This is a genomic window from Alistipes sp., assembly GCF_048465575.1.
GTDB lineage: Bacteria > Bacteroidota > Bacteroidia > Bacteroidales > Rikenellaceae > Alistipes.
Genome location: NZ_DBFWLG010000029.1, coordinates 1 through 17,220, shown reverse-complemented (window position 1 = coordinate 17,220; position 17,220 = coordinate 1). Strand labels below are relative to the sequence as shown.

Sequence of the window (17,220 nt, the reverse complement as noted above, 5' to 3'; positions counted from 1 at the left end):
CCGTACCGCCATGAAACGAATCATTCGCAATTTCCTGTTTTCGATGCTGCTTGTTTTCGGATCGGCGGGCTGCAACCTCGACCGCTTCCCCGAGACCGCAATGGCCGAAAAGGATTTCTGGAATCCCCGCTCGGAGGACGAATTCGAGTACGCCGCCAACCAGCTCTACGCCCTGTTGGGCCACCGCTGGGGCGATACGCGCGCCGACGATCTGTTCCGCAACAACTATCCCGACGACATCAGCGCCGGGACGCGCAAGGTGCCGGCCAAGAGCGACGACTGGACCGTGCCCTACAAGACCGTCTTCTGGGCCAACCGCATCATCGAACATGCGCCTGCCCGGGGCACCACGGCCTCGCAGATCGACCGCTATGTGGCCGAGGCGCACTTTTTCCGCGCATGTGCCTACTACCAGCTGGTCTGCAAGTTCGGCGGGGTGCCCATCCTGACCCGCACGCCCGGCGACATCGACGACCCGATCCTCTTCGGTCCGCGCGCCACGCGCGAAGAGGTGATGGAACTGATCTATACCGAGCTGAACCGCGCGGCCCGCGACCTGCCGCTGCCCTCGTCGCTCGCGGGCGAAAACGGCGTGAGCAAGGAGTTCGGACGCATCACCCGCACGGCGGCCCTGGCGTTCAAGGCCCGCGCGGCCCTCTACGAGGGTACGCGCCGCAAGTTCCACGGCGTGGACGACGGCCGCGAACACCTCCTTATCGCCTGCGAAGCCGCCGACTCGGTGATCGGGTACAACGAGCATGCGCTCTACACCAAGGGTCCGCAGCCCTACAAGGACCTTTTCGAGTATACGGGCGAGGAAGCTTCGGAGCATATACTGGTCAAACTCTACGGATACCGCGAGACCCAGCTGCTGACGCACAACTACCCCTACCAGTACGCCGTCAACTACGGGGTCTCGCGCAATTTCCTGAACCTCTACCTCCGGGATTCAGGGCTGCCTTTTGTGGACGATCCGGCGTTGCAGCTCACCTACAACGACTATTTCGACGGCCGCGATCCGCGCCTGGCACAGACCTTTCTGAGGCGCGGTGAGACTACCTACCAGTTCGGGGCTTTCGTGCCCTATGCGCAGTCGCGCACGGGCTTCGGAATCCGCAAGTGGGTCCGCAACGACGGCGTGACCGACCAGCCCAGTACGCTCGACTACGCGCTGCTGCGCTATGCCGAGGTGCTTGTGACCTATGCCGAAGCGCGCTTCGAATACGACGGCGCCATCTCGGATGACGACCTGGACCGCACGGTCAACCTCTTGCGCGACCGGGCGGGCATGCCGCACCTCACGAACGCTTTCGTGGCCGAAAACGGTCTGGACATGCGTGCCGAACTCCGGCGCGAACGCGCGGTGGAACTGGCCCTCGAGGGGCTGCGCTACGACGATCTGATTCGCTGGAAAGAGGCCGAGCGGCTGCTGCCGCAGGACATCCTCGGCGCCCGATTCATCGCCGGAGAGTGGGGCGGCACGTCGCTCGGCTCGCTCGAAGACAAACTCACGCCCCAACAGGTGCTGGTGGTCGAGGAGGGCGGCAGCCGCTTCTTCGACCCGGCCAAGGACTACCTCTATCCCGTTCCGAGCAACGACATCGCCCAGAGCCGCGGCGCGGTCGTTCAAAACCCCAACTGGAAATATACGCCCGACTGAAATGAAAACGAACCTGTTTTTCCCGATCGTGGCCGCCGCGCTCTTTCTGGCGGCCTGCGAAGACGACTACCGCAACTACCCGGCGGGCTACGACCGCATGTACTACGCCACTTTCGACTACGAGGCCGACGACCAGGGCAATCCGACCCTTTCGAACCGCACGATCACCGTCGACCGCGCGAGCACCGAGCTGATCGAACTGCCTGTCAAGTTTCTCTCCGAAACCGAGCGCGGCTACGACATCGAGGTGCGTCTCTATGTGCGCAATTCGCCGTGGTTCCTCCGTCAGATGGGGGTGATGAAACCGCCCCGCAACGAGTTCTCGACCCCCGATTCGCTGGCTGTTCCGGGTGTGGATTTCCACATTCTGGACAGCGACAAACGGGTCATGACACCCGTCAGGCGGGATACGCTGACCTGGTACAGCATCCGCTTCCCGCGCGCCCGCAAAGGGGTCGAAAAACTCTACGTCGAACTTCTGAACAACGAGGATTTCGACCATGTGCGCTGTGCCTGGCTGACGCTTTCGGTCAACCGCATCGACCCCGCCTCGGAAGAGACGCTCCATGCCACGGCCCTCAACCACGATGCCGGGACGTACCGCATCTACTCCCTCTCGCGCTGCTACTACCGACGTCTGAACATCCAGTAAAACCCGAAACGATGAAACCCGACCGATTTCTTCCAATAGCCTTTCTCGTCGTCGGTGTGTGCGCACACACCGTGCTTTTTGCCGACCCGATCGACCTTTCCGGCGCTCGGATCGCGGTCGTGGGCGACGATGCCCTTGTCCGAAAGTCCGCCGAGGTGCTCTCCGACCAGGCGGCCCGCCGCACGCAGTCGCGGCTCCCGGTGGACGATGCGGCCGACGAATGCGGCATCCTGCTGGGCCTGGAGTGCGACCTGCTCGCCCGGTTCCCCGACCTGGCCGAGCCGCTCGGGGCCCTGCCCGCGACGGGCCCCGAGGGGTACAAACTGCTGCGCTCGGGCGAGCGCGTGGTGGTCGCGGGCCACGATCCGCGGGGCGTATTGTACGGCGCGGGCCGCCTGCTGCGTCTGTGCGACATGCGGCCCGGGAGCCTCCTCCTGCGCGACTTTTCGCCCCTCTCCTCCACGCCCCGGTATGCCATCCGCGGGCACGAGCTGCACCCCTCGCCGCGCGCCGCGTCGCCCGACGAGCAGTGGGCCAAGGACAATTTCGAGCAGTACGTGCGCGAACTGGCCCTCTTCGGCATGAACAGCATCGAGATGCTGCGCCACGTGCCCGCCGATTACGTCCGCATCGCCAAGTCCTACGGGCTGGACGTGTGGATCGTGACCTACGACAACGGGCCCGATTTCGAATCGGCCGAGGGCGAGGCCACGGAGCTGCGCATGCGCGAAAACATCTTCCGGCGGCTTCCGGCCATCGACCACTGGTGCATGAAGAGCGGCGACCCGGGCGAATTGACGCTCGAACGCTTCTTCGCCTTTTCCGAAAAGGAGGTCGCGCTGCTCAAGCGCTACCACCCCGAAGCGCGGGTGTGGCTAAGCCCCCAGCACTTCGTCGATGCACCGATGAGCTATTTCGAGGAGTTCTGCCGCCGGGCCAACGCCGTCGATTGGGCCGATGGGGTGGTCTTCGGCCCCTGGTGCCGCATGCCGTTCGCGGAGCTGCGTGCGAAGATCCGGCCCGAGCTGCCGATCCGCAATTTCCCCGACATTACGCACCTCTACGCCTGCCAGTATCCCGCCCGGGCGCTCGACCTGCCGCTGGCCATGACCCTGGGCCGCATCTGCATCAACCCCGCCCCCGTGCAGCAGAAGCATATCCACAACCTTTTCGCCCCGCTGGGCGCTGGGTCGCTGACCTACTCCGAGGGGACCAACGACGATCTGCACAAATTCTTCTGGCTGATGCAGGACTGGGACTCGGAGATGACCGCACGGGAGGCCGTGCGCGACTATGCCCGCTACTTTATCGGACCCGACCTGGCCGAAGCCTTTACCGAGGGTATCTTCGCGCTGGAACGCAACCTCGCGGGCCCGCTCGCGGAAAACGAGGGCATCCTGCCGACACTCGGGCAATGGCAGGCGATGGAGCAGCGCGCAGGAGAAGCGGCGACGGGCAATCCGCGTTTTCTCATGCCGCTGCTCCGGGCCCATTACGATGCGTACATTTATCAGCGCTGGCTGCACGAACTGGAGATTGAACGCCGGGCCTTTGCCGCGCTGGCCGAAGCGCCGAAGCGCGGCTCGTCGGGCGCCGCAGCGCGGGCCCGGAAGATCCTCGCGGAGGCGGACCGCAAACCCGTGGCGCAGGAACTTGAAAAGCGCTGCCGCGCGTTGTACGAAGCCGTCTACCGCGACGAGGGCCGCTGGACGATGGAGTACCAGCACTGCCCCTTGATGGACCAGATCGACTTGCCGCTGAACGACCGCAAGTGGATCGAAATGCGGCTGGACGAGATCGACGCCCTCCCCACGAACCGCGAGCGCGTGGCCGCGATCGACCGACTGGTGAACCGCACCGACCCCGGCGAGGGCGGAATCTACTACAACCTGGGGGATTTCAGCTCGGAGCACGTGGCGGGAATCGATGCGGCCTGGGAGCGCGATCCCTCGCACCTGGAAACGCCCCATTGCGGGCTGGGCGCCAAGATGAAAAAGGGCTTCGTAATGACCCACCTCGGCTTCGACGGCAAACCCGTTCCCCGTGCCTGGCTGACGCAGGCGGGCATCTATTACGACCGGCCGCTGCGCCTTACGTTCGAGGGCTTCGACCCGGCCGCCACCTACCGCGTCAGGGTGGTCTACGTCGGCGAAGCCAACAAGTTCCGGAGCCACGTGCAGCTCGAGGCCGACGGGCAGACGGTGCACGGACCGATCCGTCTCGACGGCGACGTGGTGCGCGAATTCGACCTGCCCGCCGATGCGGCCCGCGACGGACGCATTACGCTCACGTGGCGCTGCAACGAGGGCGAACGCGGCGTGCATGTGGCCGAGCTGTTCTTCCTGAAAAACCAACCCCTAAAACCATAAATGTCATGTCGATTTTCAAATACATCCTGATTCCTGCGCTTTCGGGGGTGCTCGTCGTCGCTTGCACTGACGACGAAAGCCTGCCCGCAGCCCGGCCGCAGCCGCTGCGGATTCACGCCGCGGCGACGCCTCTGCTCGCGGCGGACGGTACGACGCCCGTTGCGGCGTGCCGGATCGAATGGACCGGGGACGATGCGTTCGGGCTGTGGAGCCGCAGCGCGCGTTTCGCAGACGACAACCTCCGTTTCGCATACTCCCCTGGCGCGGAGGTCTTTGCGGGGGAGGTCTCGTCGGCTCCGGGCGAACGCGCACACACGCTGCGCGCCCTCTATGCCTACCGGCAGAACGGCGGGTTCGATCCCTCATACCTCTCGGTGAAGATTCCGGCCGCGCAAACGCAGTCCGCGGGTCGCTGCGACGTGAAGCGGCACGGATTTCTGGTGGCTCGCGCCGACGCCGCCGACCTCTCTTCGGGCGAGGCCGAACTGGCGTTCTCGACCCCCTGCGCCGTGCTCGGGCTCGTCGTGGATGCCACGGGAACCCCGCTTGCGGAGAAGCGGCTCCGAAGCGTGCGCTTCGAAGCCGTGCACCCCGTCGTCGGCAGCATGATCTACGACCTGGAGCAGAATCGGGTCATCGTCCCGCCGAACGGCCGTTCGGTCACCCTGATGCTGGACGATACGCCTGCGCTCGGGGCGGCGTGTCCCGTCTGGTTCACGCTCTGCGCCGCCGACCTCGGCGATACCCGGTTCAAGGTGCAACTGCTGTGTACCGACAAAAGCGTGGTGGACATCGCATGCCCGGCCGTGGCCCTCGAATCGGCGCGCGTGAGCGAATGCCGGCTCGATCTGGCCGCTCTGATCGCTTCGGGCGACGCCGAGATCAGCGAATACCGCGTCGATCTGAGCGCCGGAGGCACCGCCAACTGCTATGTCGTCTCCGCCCCCGACAAGTACAAGTTCCGGCCCACGATGGGCAACGGCAGCGAGCAGCCTCGGGGCATGGTGCGCGTCGACTGGCTCTGGATGAGCGAGGCGGACCTGATTGCGGACGTGGGGTACGAGAAAGGCATGGTCGTCTTCCGTGCCGGCGAAAAGCGGGGCAACGCCGTGATCGCGGCGTTCGACGAGGCGGGCGAAATCGTGTGGAGCTGGCATGTCTGGCTCACCGACGACCCGGCGGCCGACCTGCATTACGGCATGACGAAGAGCTACCAGCTGCTCGACCGCAACCTCGGCGCCCTCTCCACCGAGACGGACGACTATCTTTCCTACGGGCTCTATTACCAGTGGGGGCGCAAGGACCCCTTCGTCGGACCGCGCCACAGCGGCACCCGCGTCAAGCGCGAGGAGACGCCCGGATTCACGACCGCCACGGCCGATTACGTGGTCAATCCCGCTTGCGGGGATACGTTCCGGCTGGTGAAGAACACCGACCTGCCGTCGGGCGGCGAGGTGGCCTATGCGGTGGCTCATCCGATGGACTTCGTCTGCTTCGCTGCCGAAGCCAGCGGCAGCGGTCAGAGCTGGTTCAACTCCGATTTCGGTCAGTATGTGACTTTGTGGGGCTACAACGACGCCACGGCCTCCAGTACGAAGACCGTCTACGATCCCTGCCCTCCGGGGTACAAGGTGCCCCATTTCACCGGAACGGTCTATGCCGGCATCGGGGCGGCCCAGCTGCCCGTGAGCTCGTCTGCCGGGCTGAGCGGCGTGCTCTTTACGGGTGCGGGCGGAACCTCCGGCTATCCCGCTGCGGGTTTCCGCGACCATACGGGCGGCTACCTCTCCTACATGGGGCAGTGCGGCACGTTCTGGTCGGCGATGACCTACAACAACGTCAGCGTGCGCGGCATGAAGATCGAACCCTCGGGCAAGACCTATGTGAATACGAATGTCAAGTTCAATGCGGCGTACGGACAGTCGGTGCGCTGCGTAAAGGAGTAAAGCCTGTGAAACTCGGATGAAATTTATTTGTGATCTGCGCGGCGGTCCTCGGCGGGACCGCCCGCGCCGAGATCCGCCTGCACCCGCTCTTCAGTGACGGCAGGGCAGCGGACGACCGTGCCCGTGTGGGGCTGTTCGGACGCCGGGAGCAGGATTGTGCTTACGACGTGTTGGAACGACAAAAACCTGTCGGTGAATTCTTTTTTTCGCCGACAGGTTTCTCTGTGTTTGTTTGTACAAAAAAAGCGGAAAACTTACGTTTTCCGCTTTCGTACCCCCTCAGGGGCTCGAACCCTGGACCCCAACATTAAGAGTGTCGTGCTCTACCAACTGAGCTAAAGAGGCATTTGCGTGTGCAAAGGTACGTATAATTTTTATTTCTGCAAATTTTTCCGCAAAAAATTCACATTTCGTATCGCAAAAAGCCTGCCGTGGCCTATTCCAGGGTGAGTTTGTCGCTGTTCCATTCGCCCCCGGCCTCGGGGTAGATGAACGGGCGCTGTTCGTCCAGGCGCTTCATCTCGAGGTAACTTTCGTAGAGGTTGATGCCGTTGGCCGACTGCACGGCCAGCGAAAAGGCGATGACCGAGGGGTGGCGCTTGGCGGTGTGGTAGCTGTTCTGCGCACGCTCGATGTAGGCCTGCCGCCAGGCCGGATCGTTGGAGGGGTTTCCGCCCTTGCGGCGCGACTCTCCGCTGCGGCGGGTGTCGACCGGGGCCTGGGCGATGACGTACATACCCTGCACGTCGCAGATGTCGTAAAGTGCGGGTGACACGGGACCGGGCAGCAGCTTGAGCGTATTGTATCCCTGCTCGCGCAGGGCGGCGATTTGGTTGCGGTCGATGGCCGCGGGGACCTCGCGGACGCGCAGCCGGACGGGCCGTCCGTTCACATGCAGCGTTCCCTCTTTCAGTTCGACGGTCCGGAACCCAAGCCGGTGCTCCTGGTATTCGGTGTAGCGCCCCTCGTGCTGCGTCTTCAGCCGGAGCGTGTACTGCGTGGGCAGCTCGGGACTCCACAACAGGTTGTCGGGAATGCGGGCCAGCAGGCGCACCGTGTCTTCGCGCCGCATGTCGAGCGTGAGGTCCGCGTGTTCCGTGGCGGCCGTTTCGCCCGCGGGCGTCAGGAGTTCGTACCAGATGCGCGAGGTGCGCGGATTGAGTGCGTCGCTCTTGACCACGATCCCCACCTCCGCCATCGCCGTGCTGTCGGCGTCGTTGCCGCGCCACGTCTTGACCACGACGTCGCGAATGCGCATCGTGGGCTGGCTCATCACCCAGGCCGGCCCGATAGCCGGCGCTGGGGCCTCTTTCCAGCTTTCGAGCGGCGCAACAGCGGAGGGGGCCGAGAGGACGATCTCGATCGTGTTGCGCCCCTCGTGGACGGAGCGCGTGAGGTTGAACTCCGCGGGGGCGTTGGCATCGGCGTTGCGCGCCACCGTGCGGCCGTTCACGCGGATTTCGTAGTCGGCCGAAGCCCATTCCAGGTAGAAGAGCACCTGCCGGTTGGCCCAGGCGAACGGCACGGTGAAAGGCGTCGAGAAGATGCTGCCGTCGCGGGTCCACTCCGTAAGGCGGGTGAAATAGCGGTTGTCGCCCCCGTCGGCGGCGGTGGCTTCCTGCGCGGTGGGGTAGGCGAGGAGTTCGCCGCGGGGCAACTCGCGGCCGCAGGTCGGTGCATACTCCTGCGCCACGGCGCCGCAGAGCGAAAAAAGGGCTATGATCGGGATGATACTGCGCATAAGTTCGTATATTTGTGCTCCGAAAGATACTGATTTTTTTCGATACTGCGATGCCCGGCCTCCCCAAACTCAATTTTCCTGCCATCCGCCTCAGGGCCCGCCGCCGCGACGGGCAGGTCGAGGTGTGGGACGACCTGCGGGGCACGTACCTCGTCCTCACGCCCGAGGAGTGGGTGCGGCGGCACCTGGTCGCCTACCTGGTGACGCACTGCGGCGTGCAGCCCAAACGCATCGTCGAGGAGTATGCCGTCCGGCTCAACGGGCAGCCGCAGCGGGCCGACGTGGTGGTCGTCGGCGACCGGGCCGAGCCGCTGCTGGTGGCCGAATGCAAGGCTCCGGACGTGGCGGTCGGCGAGCGGACCCTCGCGCAGGCCGTGCGCTACAACTCGGTGCTCGGTGCGCGCTACCTGGTGCTGACCAACGGGCTGGTGCACTACTGCTGCGAATACCGCGACGGGCGCTACGTGCAGTTGTCCGGCTTCCCGGCGCTGAGGTAGCGCCTCCCCGCTTACAGATTCTTGAAATTCCGCTCGATGTAGTGCTGGAAAGCCTCCTTGTAGTTCTCGCCGATGGGCACGTACTCCGTGTCGCTGAGGTAGACCCGCCCCTTGACATAGGCCTTGATCGCGCGCAGGTTGACGATGTAGGAGCGGTGCACGCGCATGAAGAGCTCCGACGGCAGCGCCGCCTCCATGTTCTTGAGGCGGAAGAGCGTAGTGATCGTCGAGGAGTCCGCCAGGTGCATCCGGACGTACTCGCCCTCGCTTTCGAGGTAGACGATGTCGGTGATCTTGATGAGCGAGACCTTGTAGTCGGCCTTGACGGAGATGTATTCCCGGTCTTTGGGCAGCGCCTCGGCCAGGCTTTCGGCCGGCCGCTGGTTGTGCCGCAGTTCGTAGAGCGAGTTGGCTTTGGCCGCCGAACGGCTGAAATCGGCGAAGCTGAACGGTTTGAGCAGGTAGTCCACGGCGTCGAGCTTGAATCCCTCGACCGCATACTCCGAATAGGCCGTGGTGAAGATCACCATCGGCCGTTCGGTGAGCGAGCGGACGAACTCCACGCCGCTGAGGTCGGGCATGTTGATGTCCACGAAGATCAGGTCCGCATGGTGCGCCGGGAGCAACTGCTGCGCTTCGAGGGCGTTGTTGCAGGTAGCCGTCAGTTCGAGGTAGGGAATCTTCGAGATGTAGGCGGTCAGCTGACGCAGAGCCAGCGGCTCGTCGTCGATGGCGATACATTTAAGCATGGAGCGTGGGGATTACGAGTTTGACTGTGTAGGTTCCTTTCTCTTCGCGGATGTCGAGCGTGTAGCCCCGCTCGCCGTAGATCAGCGAGAGCCGCTTGCGGACGTTTTCCAGCCCGATGCCCGCTGCGTGGGCGTCGTTGCGGTGGGCGTGGAGGCTGTTGGCGATCACGCTCGTGACCGTGCCGTCCGCATAGTCGATGCGCAGGCGGATGAACGACGGGCGGCTGTAACTGACGCCGTGCTTGAATGCGTTTTCCACGAAGACGATCAGGAGCAGGGGCGGAATCGAGACCGTTTCGGGCAGGTCGGCCGGGTATTCGAGCCGGATGTCGATGGCATCCGTGTAGCGGATGCGCATCAGTTCGATGTAGTTCTTCAGAAACTGGATGTCGCGGTTGAGCGATATGATCTCGCGCCCCGAATCGTAGAGAACGTAGCGCATCATCTTCGACAGCTCGATCACGGCGTTCTTGGCCGACTCGGTGTCGATGTCGATCAGCGCGTGGATGTTGTTGAGCGTGTTCATGAAGAAATGGGGGTTGATCTGGTATTTCAGATAGTCCATTTCGGCCTGGAGGTTCTGCTGCTTGAGGAGCTCCATCTGCTGCTCGTCGCGGATGGACTGGTACATGAGTTTGATGCCCGAATTGGCTCCGGTCATGAAGAGGGCCAGGATGACGTTCCAGTAGATTTCGAGGTTGGTGAACGAGGCCATGCGGTAGGCCTCCGAGGCGCCCTCCGAGATGACCGGAATGAGGTTGCGGGCCAGGTGCTCCTCGTAGAGGTAGACCAGCGAGAAGACGCCGATTACGAGCAGGAGGTTGGTAGCCAGGTATTTCCAGTAACGGTGGCGGAGCATGTAGCGCGGCGCCAGGTAGGAGTTGTGGACCAGGAAGATGATCAGATAGGGGGCGATCTGCCGCCAGGCGATCAGCACGTTCTCGATGTTGACGTGCATCTCGGACATCATCTGCGAGTTGAGCACCGGCACCAGGATGATGGCCGACCAGACCATCACGTACAGGAGGTTTTCGCCGATGGTTTGCTTCTTGGTGATTTTCATGCCCCAAATATAGCAAAAAAGTCCGGAACCGAATGCCCCGGGCACAACACCCGGCCTTGCGGACCGGGTGCGGCGGATGTTGTAAAAGGAGGTTTTCGCAATGGATTGAGCATAACAGCAACACGCGGGCACCGCACGCTTTGTTCGTTCCCGAACCTTTCCTGTTGTGTCGTCCCGACCCTTTCTTGTTGTATTTAGCTCCGACTCTGTTCTTGCGAGGCAGCGGGCCGCTCTCTCGGCCCGCCCCGTGGATAATACGCTTACTTGCTGAGCAGCGACGGGTTGTAGAGGTAGCGCTTGATGCTGCGCTTGGGGGTCTTTTCGAACTCGGTGGGGTAGAGCACGATCTCCGAAATGCGTTCGTAGGCCGCCAGCTGGGCGTTCAGCTCCTCCATGTTGTTCTGCATGATCCCGGGGAGGTCGTTCTTGTCCACCTCCTCGTTCTCGGCCTGTTCGTAGTCGGGCACCACCAGCGCTTTCAGGCGGCCGTTTCCGGTGTCGACGACCAGCGATTCGAGCACCAGGTACATGTTGTTGAGCTTGTCCTCGATCTCCTCGGGGTAGATGTTCTGGCCGTTGCCCGAGAGGATCATGGTCTTCGACCGGCCGCGGATGTAGAGCGTGCCGTCGGCCTCCATCGTGCCCATGTCGCCCGTGTGGAGCCAGCCGTCGTCGTCGAGCACCTTGCGGGTGTCCTTGTCGTTCTTGTAGTACCCTTTCATCACGTGCTCGCCACGGACGATGATCTCGCCGGCGACGTGCTCCGGATCGGGCGAGTCGATCTTCACCTCGAGCATTTCGCGGATGTAGCGGCCGCACGAACCGGCCTTGAACTCGTTGTCGGGGGCGAAACTGATCAGCGGCGCGCACTCGGTCATGCCGTAGCCGATGGTGATCGGGAAGCGGATCTTCATCAGGAACGCCTCGGTCTCCTGGTTCATCGGTGCCCCGCCCACGATGAAGATCGAAACGTTGCCGCCGAAAGCCTCCATGAGTTTCTTGCGGATGACCGTGTGGATGGCCGCGTTCAGAAGCGGGAGCTTCATGGCGATCGACATGGGTTTCTTTTCGAGCAGCGGCAGCACCTGCTTGCGGTAGACCTTTTCCAGAATCATCGGCACGCAGCAGATGATGGTGGGCCGCACGACCGACATGGCTTCGAGCAGAATCTTGGGCGAGGGGATCTTGCCCAGCAGGGTGATGTGCCCTCCGACGGCCAGCGGAGCCAGAAAGTCGAACGCGCAGCCGTAGGCGTGGGCCAGCGGCAGGAACGAGAGGGTGCGGCCGCCTTTCTGGAAATAGAGCTGCCCGGTCTGCGTGTTGAGTGCCGACATGGCGAACAGGACGTTGCCCGTGAGGTTGTTCACCGTGAGCATCACCCCTTTCGAGTAGCCCGTCGTTCCCGAGGTGTAATTGAGCAGAATCACCTGGTCGTTGGGTATTTCGGGGTACTTGATGTCGTTGATGCTGAAGCCCCGCGGGTAGCGCGAGCGGTAGTTCTTGAGGATGTCGCGCTGGAATTTCTGAAGCGACTTGCCGTTCCGCTCGTAGATGACGTGGAAATCCGTAAGCGAGAAGACCGCTTCGATCTGCCGGATCTGCTCCTCCTCGATCACGTCCCAGAAATTGTCGCCCAGAAAGAGCAGGCGGCTTTCGGAGTGGTTGACGATGTGGATGATGTCCGCGGGGGTGAAATCCTGCAAGATGGGGACGATCACCGCGCCGTAGGTGATCGTGCCGATGTAGGTGATGCACCAGCGGGGGTTGTTGCGGCCGATCAGCGCGATCTTGTCGCCGGGCTTGATCCCGGCCTTTTTGAACAGAAGATGCAGCTTGGCGATCTCCTTGGCCATCTCGTAGTACGAGAAATCCTCGTTTTTGAAATAGTCGGTCAGCGCCGGCATTTCACGGTTTTCACGGAAGCTGCGTTCGTAGAGCTTTATCAGGTTCTCCTCTAACATGGTCGGGTCGTTTTAGGCGGAACTAACGGGGCGCATCGCTCCGGTCTTTGCCGTGCGGGGGCGTGTCGCCGGTTTTTATGCGCCGCGGTTTCCAGATATAGATTTTCGATTCGGTACCCCGGGTGAGGCGTTCGATATTCTTGCGGTGGGTGAAGATCAGCAGCACGGCGATCACGAACGAGAAGACCACGAACGGCACCGACTGGTTGACCTTGGGCGAGACGAGCGTGAAGACGGGGAAACAGCAGCCGGCCACCATCGACGCCAGCGAGACGTAGTGCGAGACCATCAGCACCACGAACCACACCCCGAAGCACAGCAGCGCCACCGGCGGGTAGATGCCCGTCACGGCGCCCACGAGCGTGGCCACGCCCTTGCCGCCGCGGAATCCGGCGAAAATGGGGAAGATATGCCCGAGCACGGCGGCGAAGACGGCGATGATCTTGATGTTGATAAGCCACATGTCGTTCACGTTCTCGTCGTATTTGAGCATCTCGATCAGCGTCACGGCGACGAACCCCTTGAGAAAATCGAGCGCGAAGACCGGCAGCGCCGCCCGGCGGCCCAGGACGCGCAGCATGTTGGTCGTGCCGGCGTTTTTCGAGCCGTGTTCGCGGATGTCGATGCCGTAATATTTCTTGCCGATCCACACGGCGCTCGGTATCGAGCCCAGCAGATAGGCGATGATAATCATGGTGGTAGCGGTGTAGTATGTCAGGATCATGCCGATTCGGAATTGGGTTTAGTAATGCAAATATAATTAAAAATTCGATATTCGTATCCGCACGGCGAAAAAACGGGGTGTGCGTAGCGGCTTTTCGGGGGAATTTGCTATCTTTGCACAAATAATTTTCCGCGTGGACAGCCGCCGTCCCGCCGTCCGGCGACGAATGCCGGCGCTGCTGCCCCGAACCGTTAAAACGATACTCGCATGAATACGAAAGCATTGCTCGAACCGATGGGTTCGTGGGCCTGGTGGCGGTCGTGGATCCTGATTTTTGTGGGCTGCTCGATCATGGGCGCCGGGTTCGTGCTCTTCATCAACCCCTACAATTTCGTGCCGGGCGGCGTCTACGGCATGGGTATCGTCCTGCACAACATCTTCCCCTCGATCCAGGTCGGAACGTTCGGCTACATGTTCGACATTCCGCTGATGTTCACCGCCCTGCTCGTCTTCGGCGGGCAGTTCGGCACCCGCACGGTCCTGGCGGCGCTCTACACCCCCGGCTTCATGAACGTCCTCACGCGGCTGGTCTACCCGTCGGCCGAGGCGGTCGAGTCGCTCGACCCCGCGCTGCTGCTGGGCGGCCGGCTCGATCTCTCGCACGACCTGCTTCTGACGTGCGTCATCGGCGCCGTGGTGGTCGGCGTGGGGCAGGGGCTGGTCGTGCGGCAGCAGGCCACCACGGGCGGCACCGACATCCTGGGCATGCTGTTGCAGAAATTCGCGGGCATCAAGTTCTCGACGGGCATCTTCCTGGCCGACGGGTTCGTCGTGCTGTCGGGTCTTGCGGTCATCGGCTTCGGCGTGGGTACGGGCGAGGCGGCCTCGAACGGCTGGATGCTGACGCTCTATTCGCTCATCACGATCTGGATCTCCTCGCGCGTGGTGGCCTACCTGCTGGACGGCGCCTCGTACGACAAGCTGCTCTTCATCATCAGCGACCACCACGACCAGCTTAAGCGATTCATCATCGACGACCTGGACCGCAGCGCCACCTACATCAAGTCCAAAGGCATGTACACCGACGCCTCGCGCGACATGATCTTCCTGGTCATCAGCCGCAAGGAGGTCCACGTCGTGCAGCACAAGATCAAGGAGATCGACCCCCGTGCGTTCGTCGTGGTGACCGACGCCTACGAGACGTTCGGCGAGGGGTTCAAGCAGTTCCCCGACAAGAACGAGATCAAGGCGGAGTAGCTGCGCAAATCCGCAATTAAGAATTAAGAATTAAAAATTAAGAATTGGAAATCAATACGTTAAGACCTCTCCACGGAGCCGGACGCAAACTCTACGTCGAGACCTACGGCTGCCAGATGAACGTGGGCGACACGGAGATCGTGGTCGCCGTGATGCAGCGGGAGGGGTATGTCCATACCGAGCGGATCGACGAGGCGGATGTCATCCTCTTGAACACCTGCTCGATCCGCGACAACGCCGAGCAGCGCATCCGGGGCCGTCTGGCGGAGTTGAAACGCTGCCGCCGCGAGCGTCCGGGGCTCGTCGTGGGGGTGATCGGCTGCATGGCCGAGCGGCTCAAAGAGCAGCTGCTGGAGGGCGCGCACGGCGTGGATGTCGTGGCCGGCCCCGACGCCTACCGCGATCTGCCTCGTCTGGTGCGCCAAGCCGAGGCGGGCGGCAAGGGGGTCAACGTGCTGCTCTCGGCCGAGGAGACCTATGCCGGGATCGCACCCGTCCGGCTCGACCGCAACGGCGTGAGCGCTTTCGTGTCGATCATGCGCGGCTGCGACAACTACTGCGCCTACTGCGTGGTGCCCTACACCCGGGGCCGCGAGCGCAGCCGCGATGCCGCGACCGTCGTGGCCGAGGCCCGCAGCCTCTTCGAGAACGGTTACCGGGAGGTAACATTGCTCGGGCAGAACGTCAACTCCTACCGCTTCGGGGAGGTCGGCTTTCCGGACCTCGTGCGCCGCGTGGCGGAGATTTCGCCCCTTTTGCGGGTCCGCTTCGCCACCTCGCACCCCAAAGACATGAGCGACCGTCTGCTCGACACGATGGCCTCCATGCCCAACATCTGCCGGGCGATCCACCTCCCGGCGCAGTCGGGTTCGTCGTCGATGCTCGCGCGTATGAACCGCAAATACACCCGCGCGTGGTATCTGGACCGCATCGCCGCCATCCGGCAGCGAATGCCCGACTGCGCCGTCACCACCGACCTGATCGCCGGCTTCTCGGGCGAGACCGCGGAGGAGCACCTCGAAACCCTCTCCCTGATGCGCGAGGTGGGGTACGATTTCGCCTACATGTTCAAATACTCCGAGCGCCCCGGCACGTTCGCCTCGAAGCACCTCCCCGACGACGTGCCCGAGGAGATCAAGTCGCGGCGCCTTTCCGAAATAATCGCCTTGCAGAACGAACTGGGCCATCGGAGCAACCTGCGCGACGTGGGCCGCGAGTTCGAGGTGTTGGTCGAGGGCACCTCCAAACGCGACGAGCGCCAGCTCTCGGGCCGCACGTCGCAGAACAAGGTCGTGGTCTTCGACCGCGGGACGCACCGCGTGGGCGACTACGTGCGCGTGCGCATCACGGGCTGCACGGCGGCGACCTTGTTCGGTGATCCGATCACCGAACAAGGAAATTAAAAATTAAGAATTAAAAATTACACCTTTCCACATGCAATTCGACGAACTTGATTTGGAGGAAGAGATCCTCGACGGACTTTACGATATGAATTTCAGCGAGATGACCCCCGTGCAGGAGCACACCATCCCGGTGATCCTCTCGGGCCGCGACCTGATCGGCTGCGCTCAGACCGGCACGGGCAAGACGGCGGCCTACACGCTGCCGCTGCTGAATAAACTGCTGATAGAAGGCAATCCGGACAATGTGGTCAAATCGCTGATCATCGTGCCCACGCGCGAGCTGGCGCAGCAGATCGACCAGCAGTTCCAGGGCTTCTCGTACTACGCGCCCATCTCGACGACCGTCGTCTACGGCGGCGGCGACGGCAAGGGCTGGGACGTGCAGAAACGGGGGATGCTGATGGGCTCCGACGTGGTCGTGGCCACACCGGGCCGCATGATTTCGCACTTGCAGAACAGCGGCGTCGACCTCTCGCACGTCGAGGTGCTGATCCTCGACGAGGCCGACCGGATGCTCGACATGGGCTTCTCGGAGGACATCATGCAGATCATCTCCTACCTCCCCAAGGAGCGCCAGACGATCATGTTCTCGGCCACGCTGCCCCCGAAGATCCGCGAACTGGCCCGCTCGATCCTGCACAACCCCGCCGAGGTCAACATCGCCATCTCGAAGCCCAACGAGGCCATCGACCAGGCGGCCTACGTCTGCTACGAGAACCAGAAACTGGGCATCATCCGCGAAATGTTCGCCGAGCCGTCGGGGTCGAAGACGATCATCTTCTCCTCGTCGAAACTCAAGGTCAAGGAGCTGGCCCACACCCTGAAGCGCATGGGGCTCGACGTGGCGGCCATGCACTCCGACCTGGAGCAGGCGCAGCGCGAGGAGGTGATGCTCGCGTTCCGCAACAACAAGATTTCGATCCTCGTGGCCACGGACATCGTGGCGCGCGGCATCGACGTCGAGGACATCGGCATGGTCGTCAATTACGACGTGCCGCACGACCCCGAGGACTACATCCACCGCATCGGCCGCACGGCCCGCGCCGCCGCTTCGGGCGCCGCCGTGACGTTCGTCAACGAGGAGGAGCAGGGCAAGTTCCACCAGATCGAGAAATTCATCGAGCGGGACATTCGCAAGGCCGAACTCCCCGCCTCGGTGGGCGAGGGGCCCCGCTATGCGCCCGACGAGAACCGGGGCCGCTTCGGCCGCGGGGGCCGGGGCGGGGGCCGCAACGGCGGACGTTCGGGCGGCTCGGGC

General features: G+C 63.0%; 13 protein-coding genes and 1 tRNA gene. 8 read left to right on the top strand and 6 right to left on the bottom strand.

Annotated elements, in window-relative coordinates:
* Positions 1-10 precede the first annotated feature (10 nt).
* The 4 genes from ACMQ11_RS08065 to ACMQ11_RS08050 are packed head-to-tail and all read left to right on the top strand — an operon-like array spanning position 11 to position 6,627.
* Complete coding sequence (locus tag ACMQ11_RS08065) at positions 11-1,660, top strand: RagB/SusD family nutrient uptake outer membrane protein (protein WP_418992253.1); 1,650 nt, start codon at positions 11-13, stop codon at positions 1,658-1,660.
* A 1-nt stretch (position 1,661) separates the two neighbouring features.
* A complete protein-coding gene (locus ACMQ11_RS08060) occupies positions 1,662-2,312 on the top strand; it encodes a hypothetical protein (RefSeq protein ID WP_418992252.1) in 651 nt (216 codons plus the stop codon).
* Positions 2,313-2,323: 11 nt separating this feature from the next.
* Entirely contained in the window at positions 2,324-4,681 is a 2,358-nt protein-coding gene (locus ACMQ11_RS08055) for a hypothetical protein (protein WP_418992251.1), read from the top strand.
* Between the two features lie 5 nt (positions 4,682-4,686).
* Positions 4,687-6,627, top strand: a complete 1,941-nt coding sequence (locus tag ACMQ11_RS08050) for a hypothetical protein (RefSeq protein ID WP_418992250.1) — start codon at positions 4,687-4,689, stop codon at positions 6,625-6,627.
* A 272-nt stretch (positions 6,628-6,899) separates the two neighbouring features.
* Here the strand turns inward: ACMQ11_RS08050 and ACMQ11_RS08045 are convergent.
* Positions 6,900-6,972, bottom strand: a tRNA-Lys gene (locus ACMQ11_RS08045).
* A gap of 91 nt (positions 6,973-7,063) precedes the next feature.
* On the bottom strand, positions 7,064-8,368 hold the full coding sequence (locus ACMQ11_RS08040; protein WP_418992249.1) for a glycoside hydrolase family 2 TIM barrel-domain containing protein: 1,305 nt from the start codon (positions 8,366-8,368) through the stop codon (positions 7,064-7,066).
* Between the two features lie 50 nt (positions 8,369-8,418).
* Between ACMQ11_RS08040 and ACMQ11_RS08035 the strand changes: the two genes are divergently transcribed.
* Positions 8,419-8,865 carry a type I restriction enzyme HsdR N-terminal domain-containing protein gene (locus ACMQ11_RS08035; RefSeq protein ID WP_418992248.1) on the top strand — a complete coding sequence of 149 codons (447 nt, stop codon included), beginning with the start codon at positions 8,419-8,421 and terminating at the stop codon, positions 8,863-8,865.
* Positions 8,866-8,876: 11 nt separating this feature from the next.
* Here the strand turns inward: ACMQ11_RS08035 and ACMQ11_RS08030 are convergent, their stop codons facing one another.
* The 4 genes from ACMQ11_RS08030 to plsY all read right to left on the bottom strand — a co-directional run bounded on the left by ACMQ11_RS08030 (position 8,877) and on the right by plsY (position 13,362).
* Entirely contained in the window at positions 8,877-9,614 is a 738-nt protein-coding gene (locus ACMQ11_RS08030; protein WP_418992247.1) for a LytR/AlgR family response regulator transcription factor, read from the bottom strand.
* Complete coding sequence (locus tag ACMQ11_RS08025; protein WP_418992246.1) at positions 9,607-10,677, bottom strand: sensor histidine kinase; 1,071 nt, start codon at positions 10,675-10,677, stop codon at positions 9,607-9,609. The genes ACMQ11_RS08030 and ACMQ11_RS08025 overlap by 8 nt, the downstream gene beginning before the upstream one ends.
* 260 nt (positions 10,678-10,937) lie before the next feature.
* Positions 10,938-12,638, bottom strand: coding sequence for an AMP-binding protein (locus ACMQ11_RS08020; RefSeq protein ID WP_418992245.1), 1,701 nt, complete (start codon positions 12,636-12,638; stop codon positions 10,938-10,940).
* A 22-nt stretch (positions 12,639-12,660) separates the two neighbouring features.
* Positions 12,661-13,362 carry a glycerol-3-phosphate 1-O-acyltransferase PlsY gene (gene plsY / locus ACMQ11_RS08015; RefSeq protein WP_418992244.1) on the bottom strand — a complete coding sequence of 234 codons (702 nt, stop codon included), beginning with the start codon at positions 13,360-13,362 and terminating at the stop codon, positions 12,661-12,663.
* A gap of 207 nt (positions 13,363-13,569) precedes the next feature.
* Between plsY and ACMQ11_RS08010 the strand changes: the two genes are divergently transcribed.
* From ACMQ11_RS08010 to ACMQ11_RS08000, 3 genes are all read left to right on the top strand, one after another.
* Positions 13,570-14,559 (top strand): YitT family protein, encoded by a 990-nt coding sequence (locus ACMQ11_RS08010; RefSeq protein WP_418992243.1) that lies wholly within the window; start codon positions 13,570-13,572, stop codon positions 14,557-14,559.
* 44 nt (positions 14,560-14,603) lie between these two features.
* Positions 14,604-15,962, top strand: coding sequence for a tRNA (N6-isopentenyl adenosine(37)-C2)-methylthiotransferase MiaB (gene miaB / locus ACMQ11_RS08005; protein WP_418992242.1), 1,359 nt, complete (start codon positions 14,604-14,606; stop codon positions 15,960-15,962).
* Positions 15,963-15,993: 31 nt separating this feature from the next.
* On the top strand, positions 15,994-17,220 hold a 1,227-nt coding region (locus ACMQ11_RS08000; protein WP_418992241.1), incomplete at its 3' end, for a DEAD/DEAH box helicase.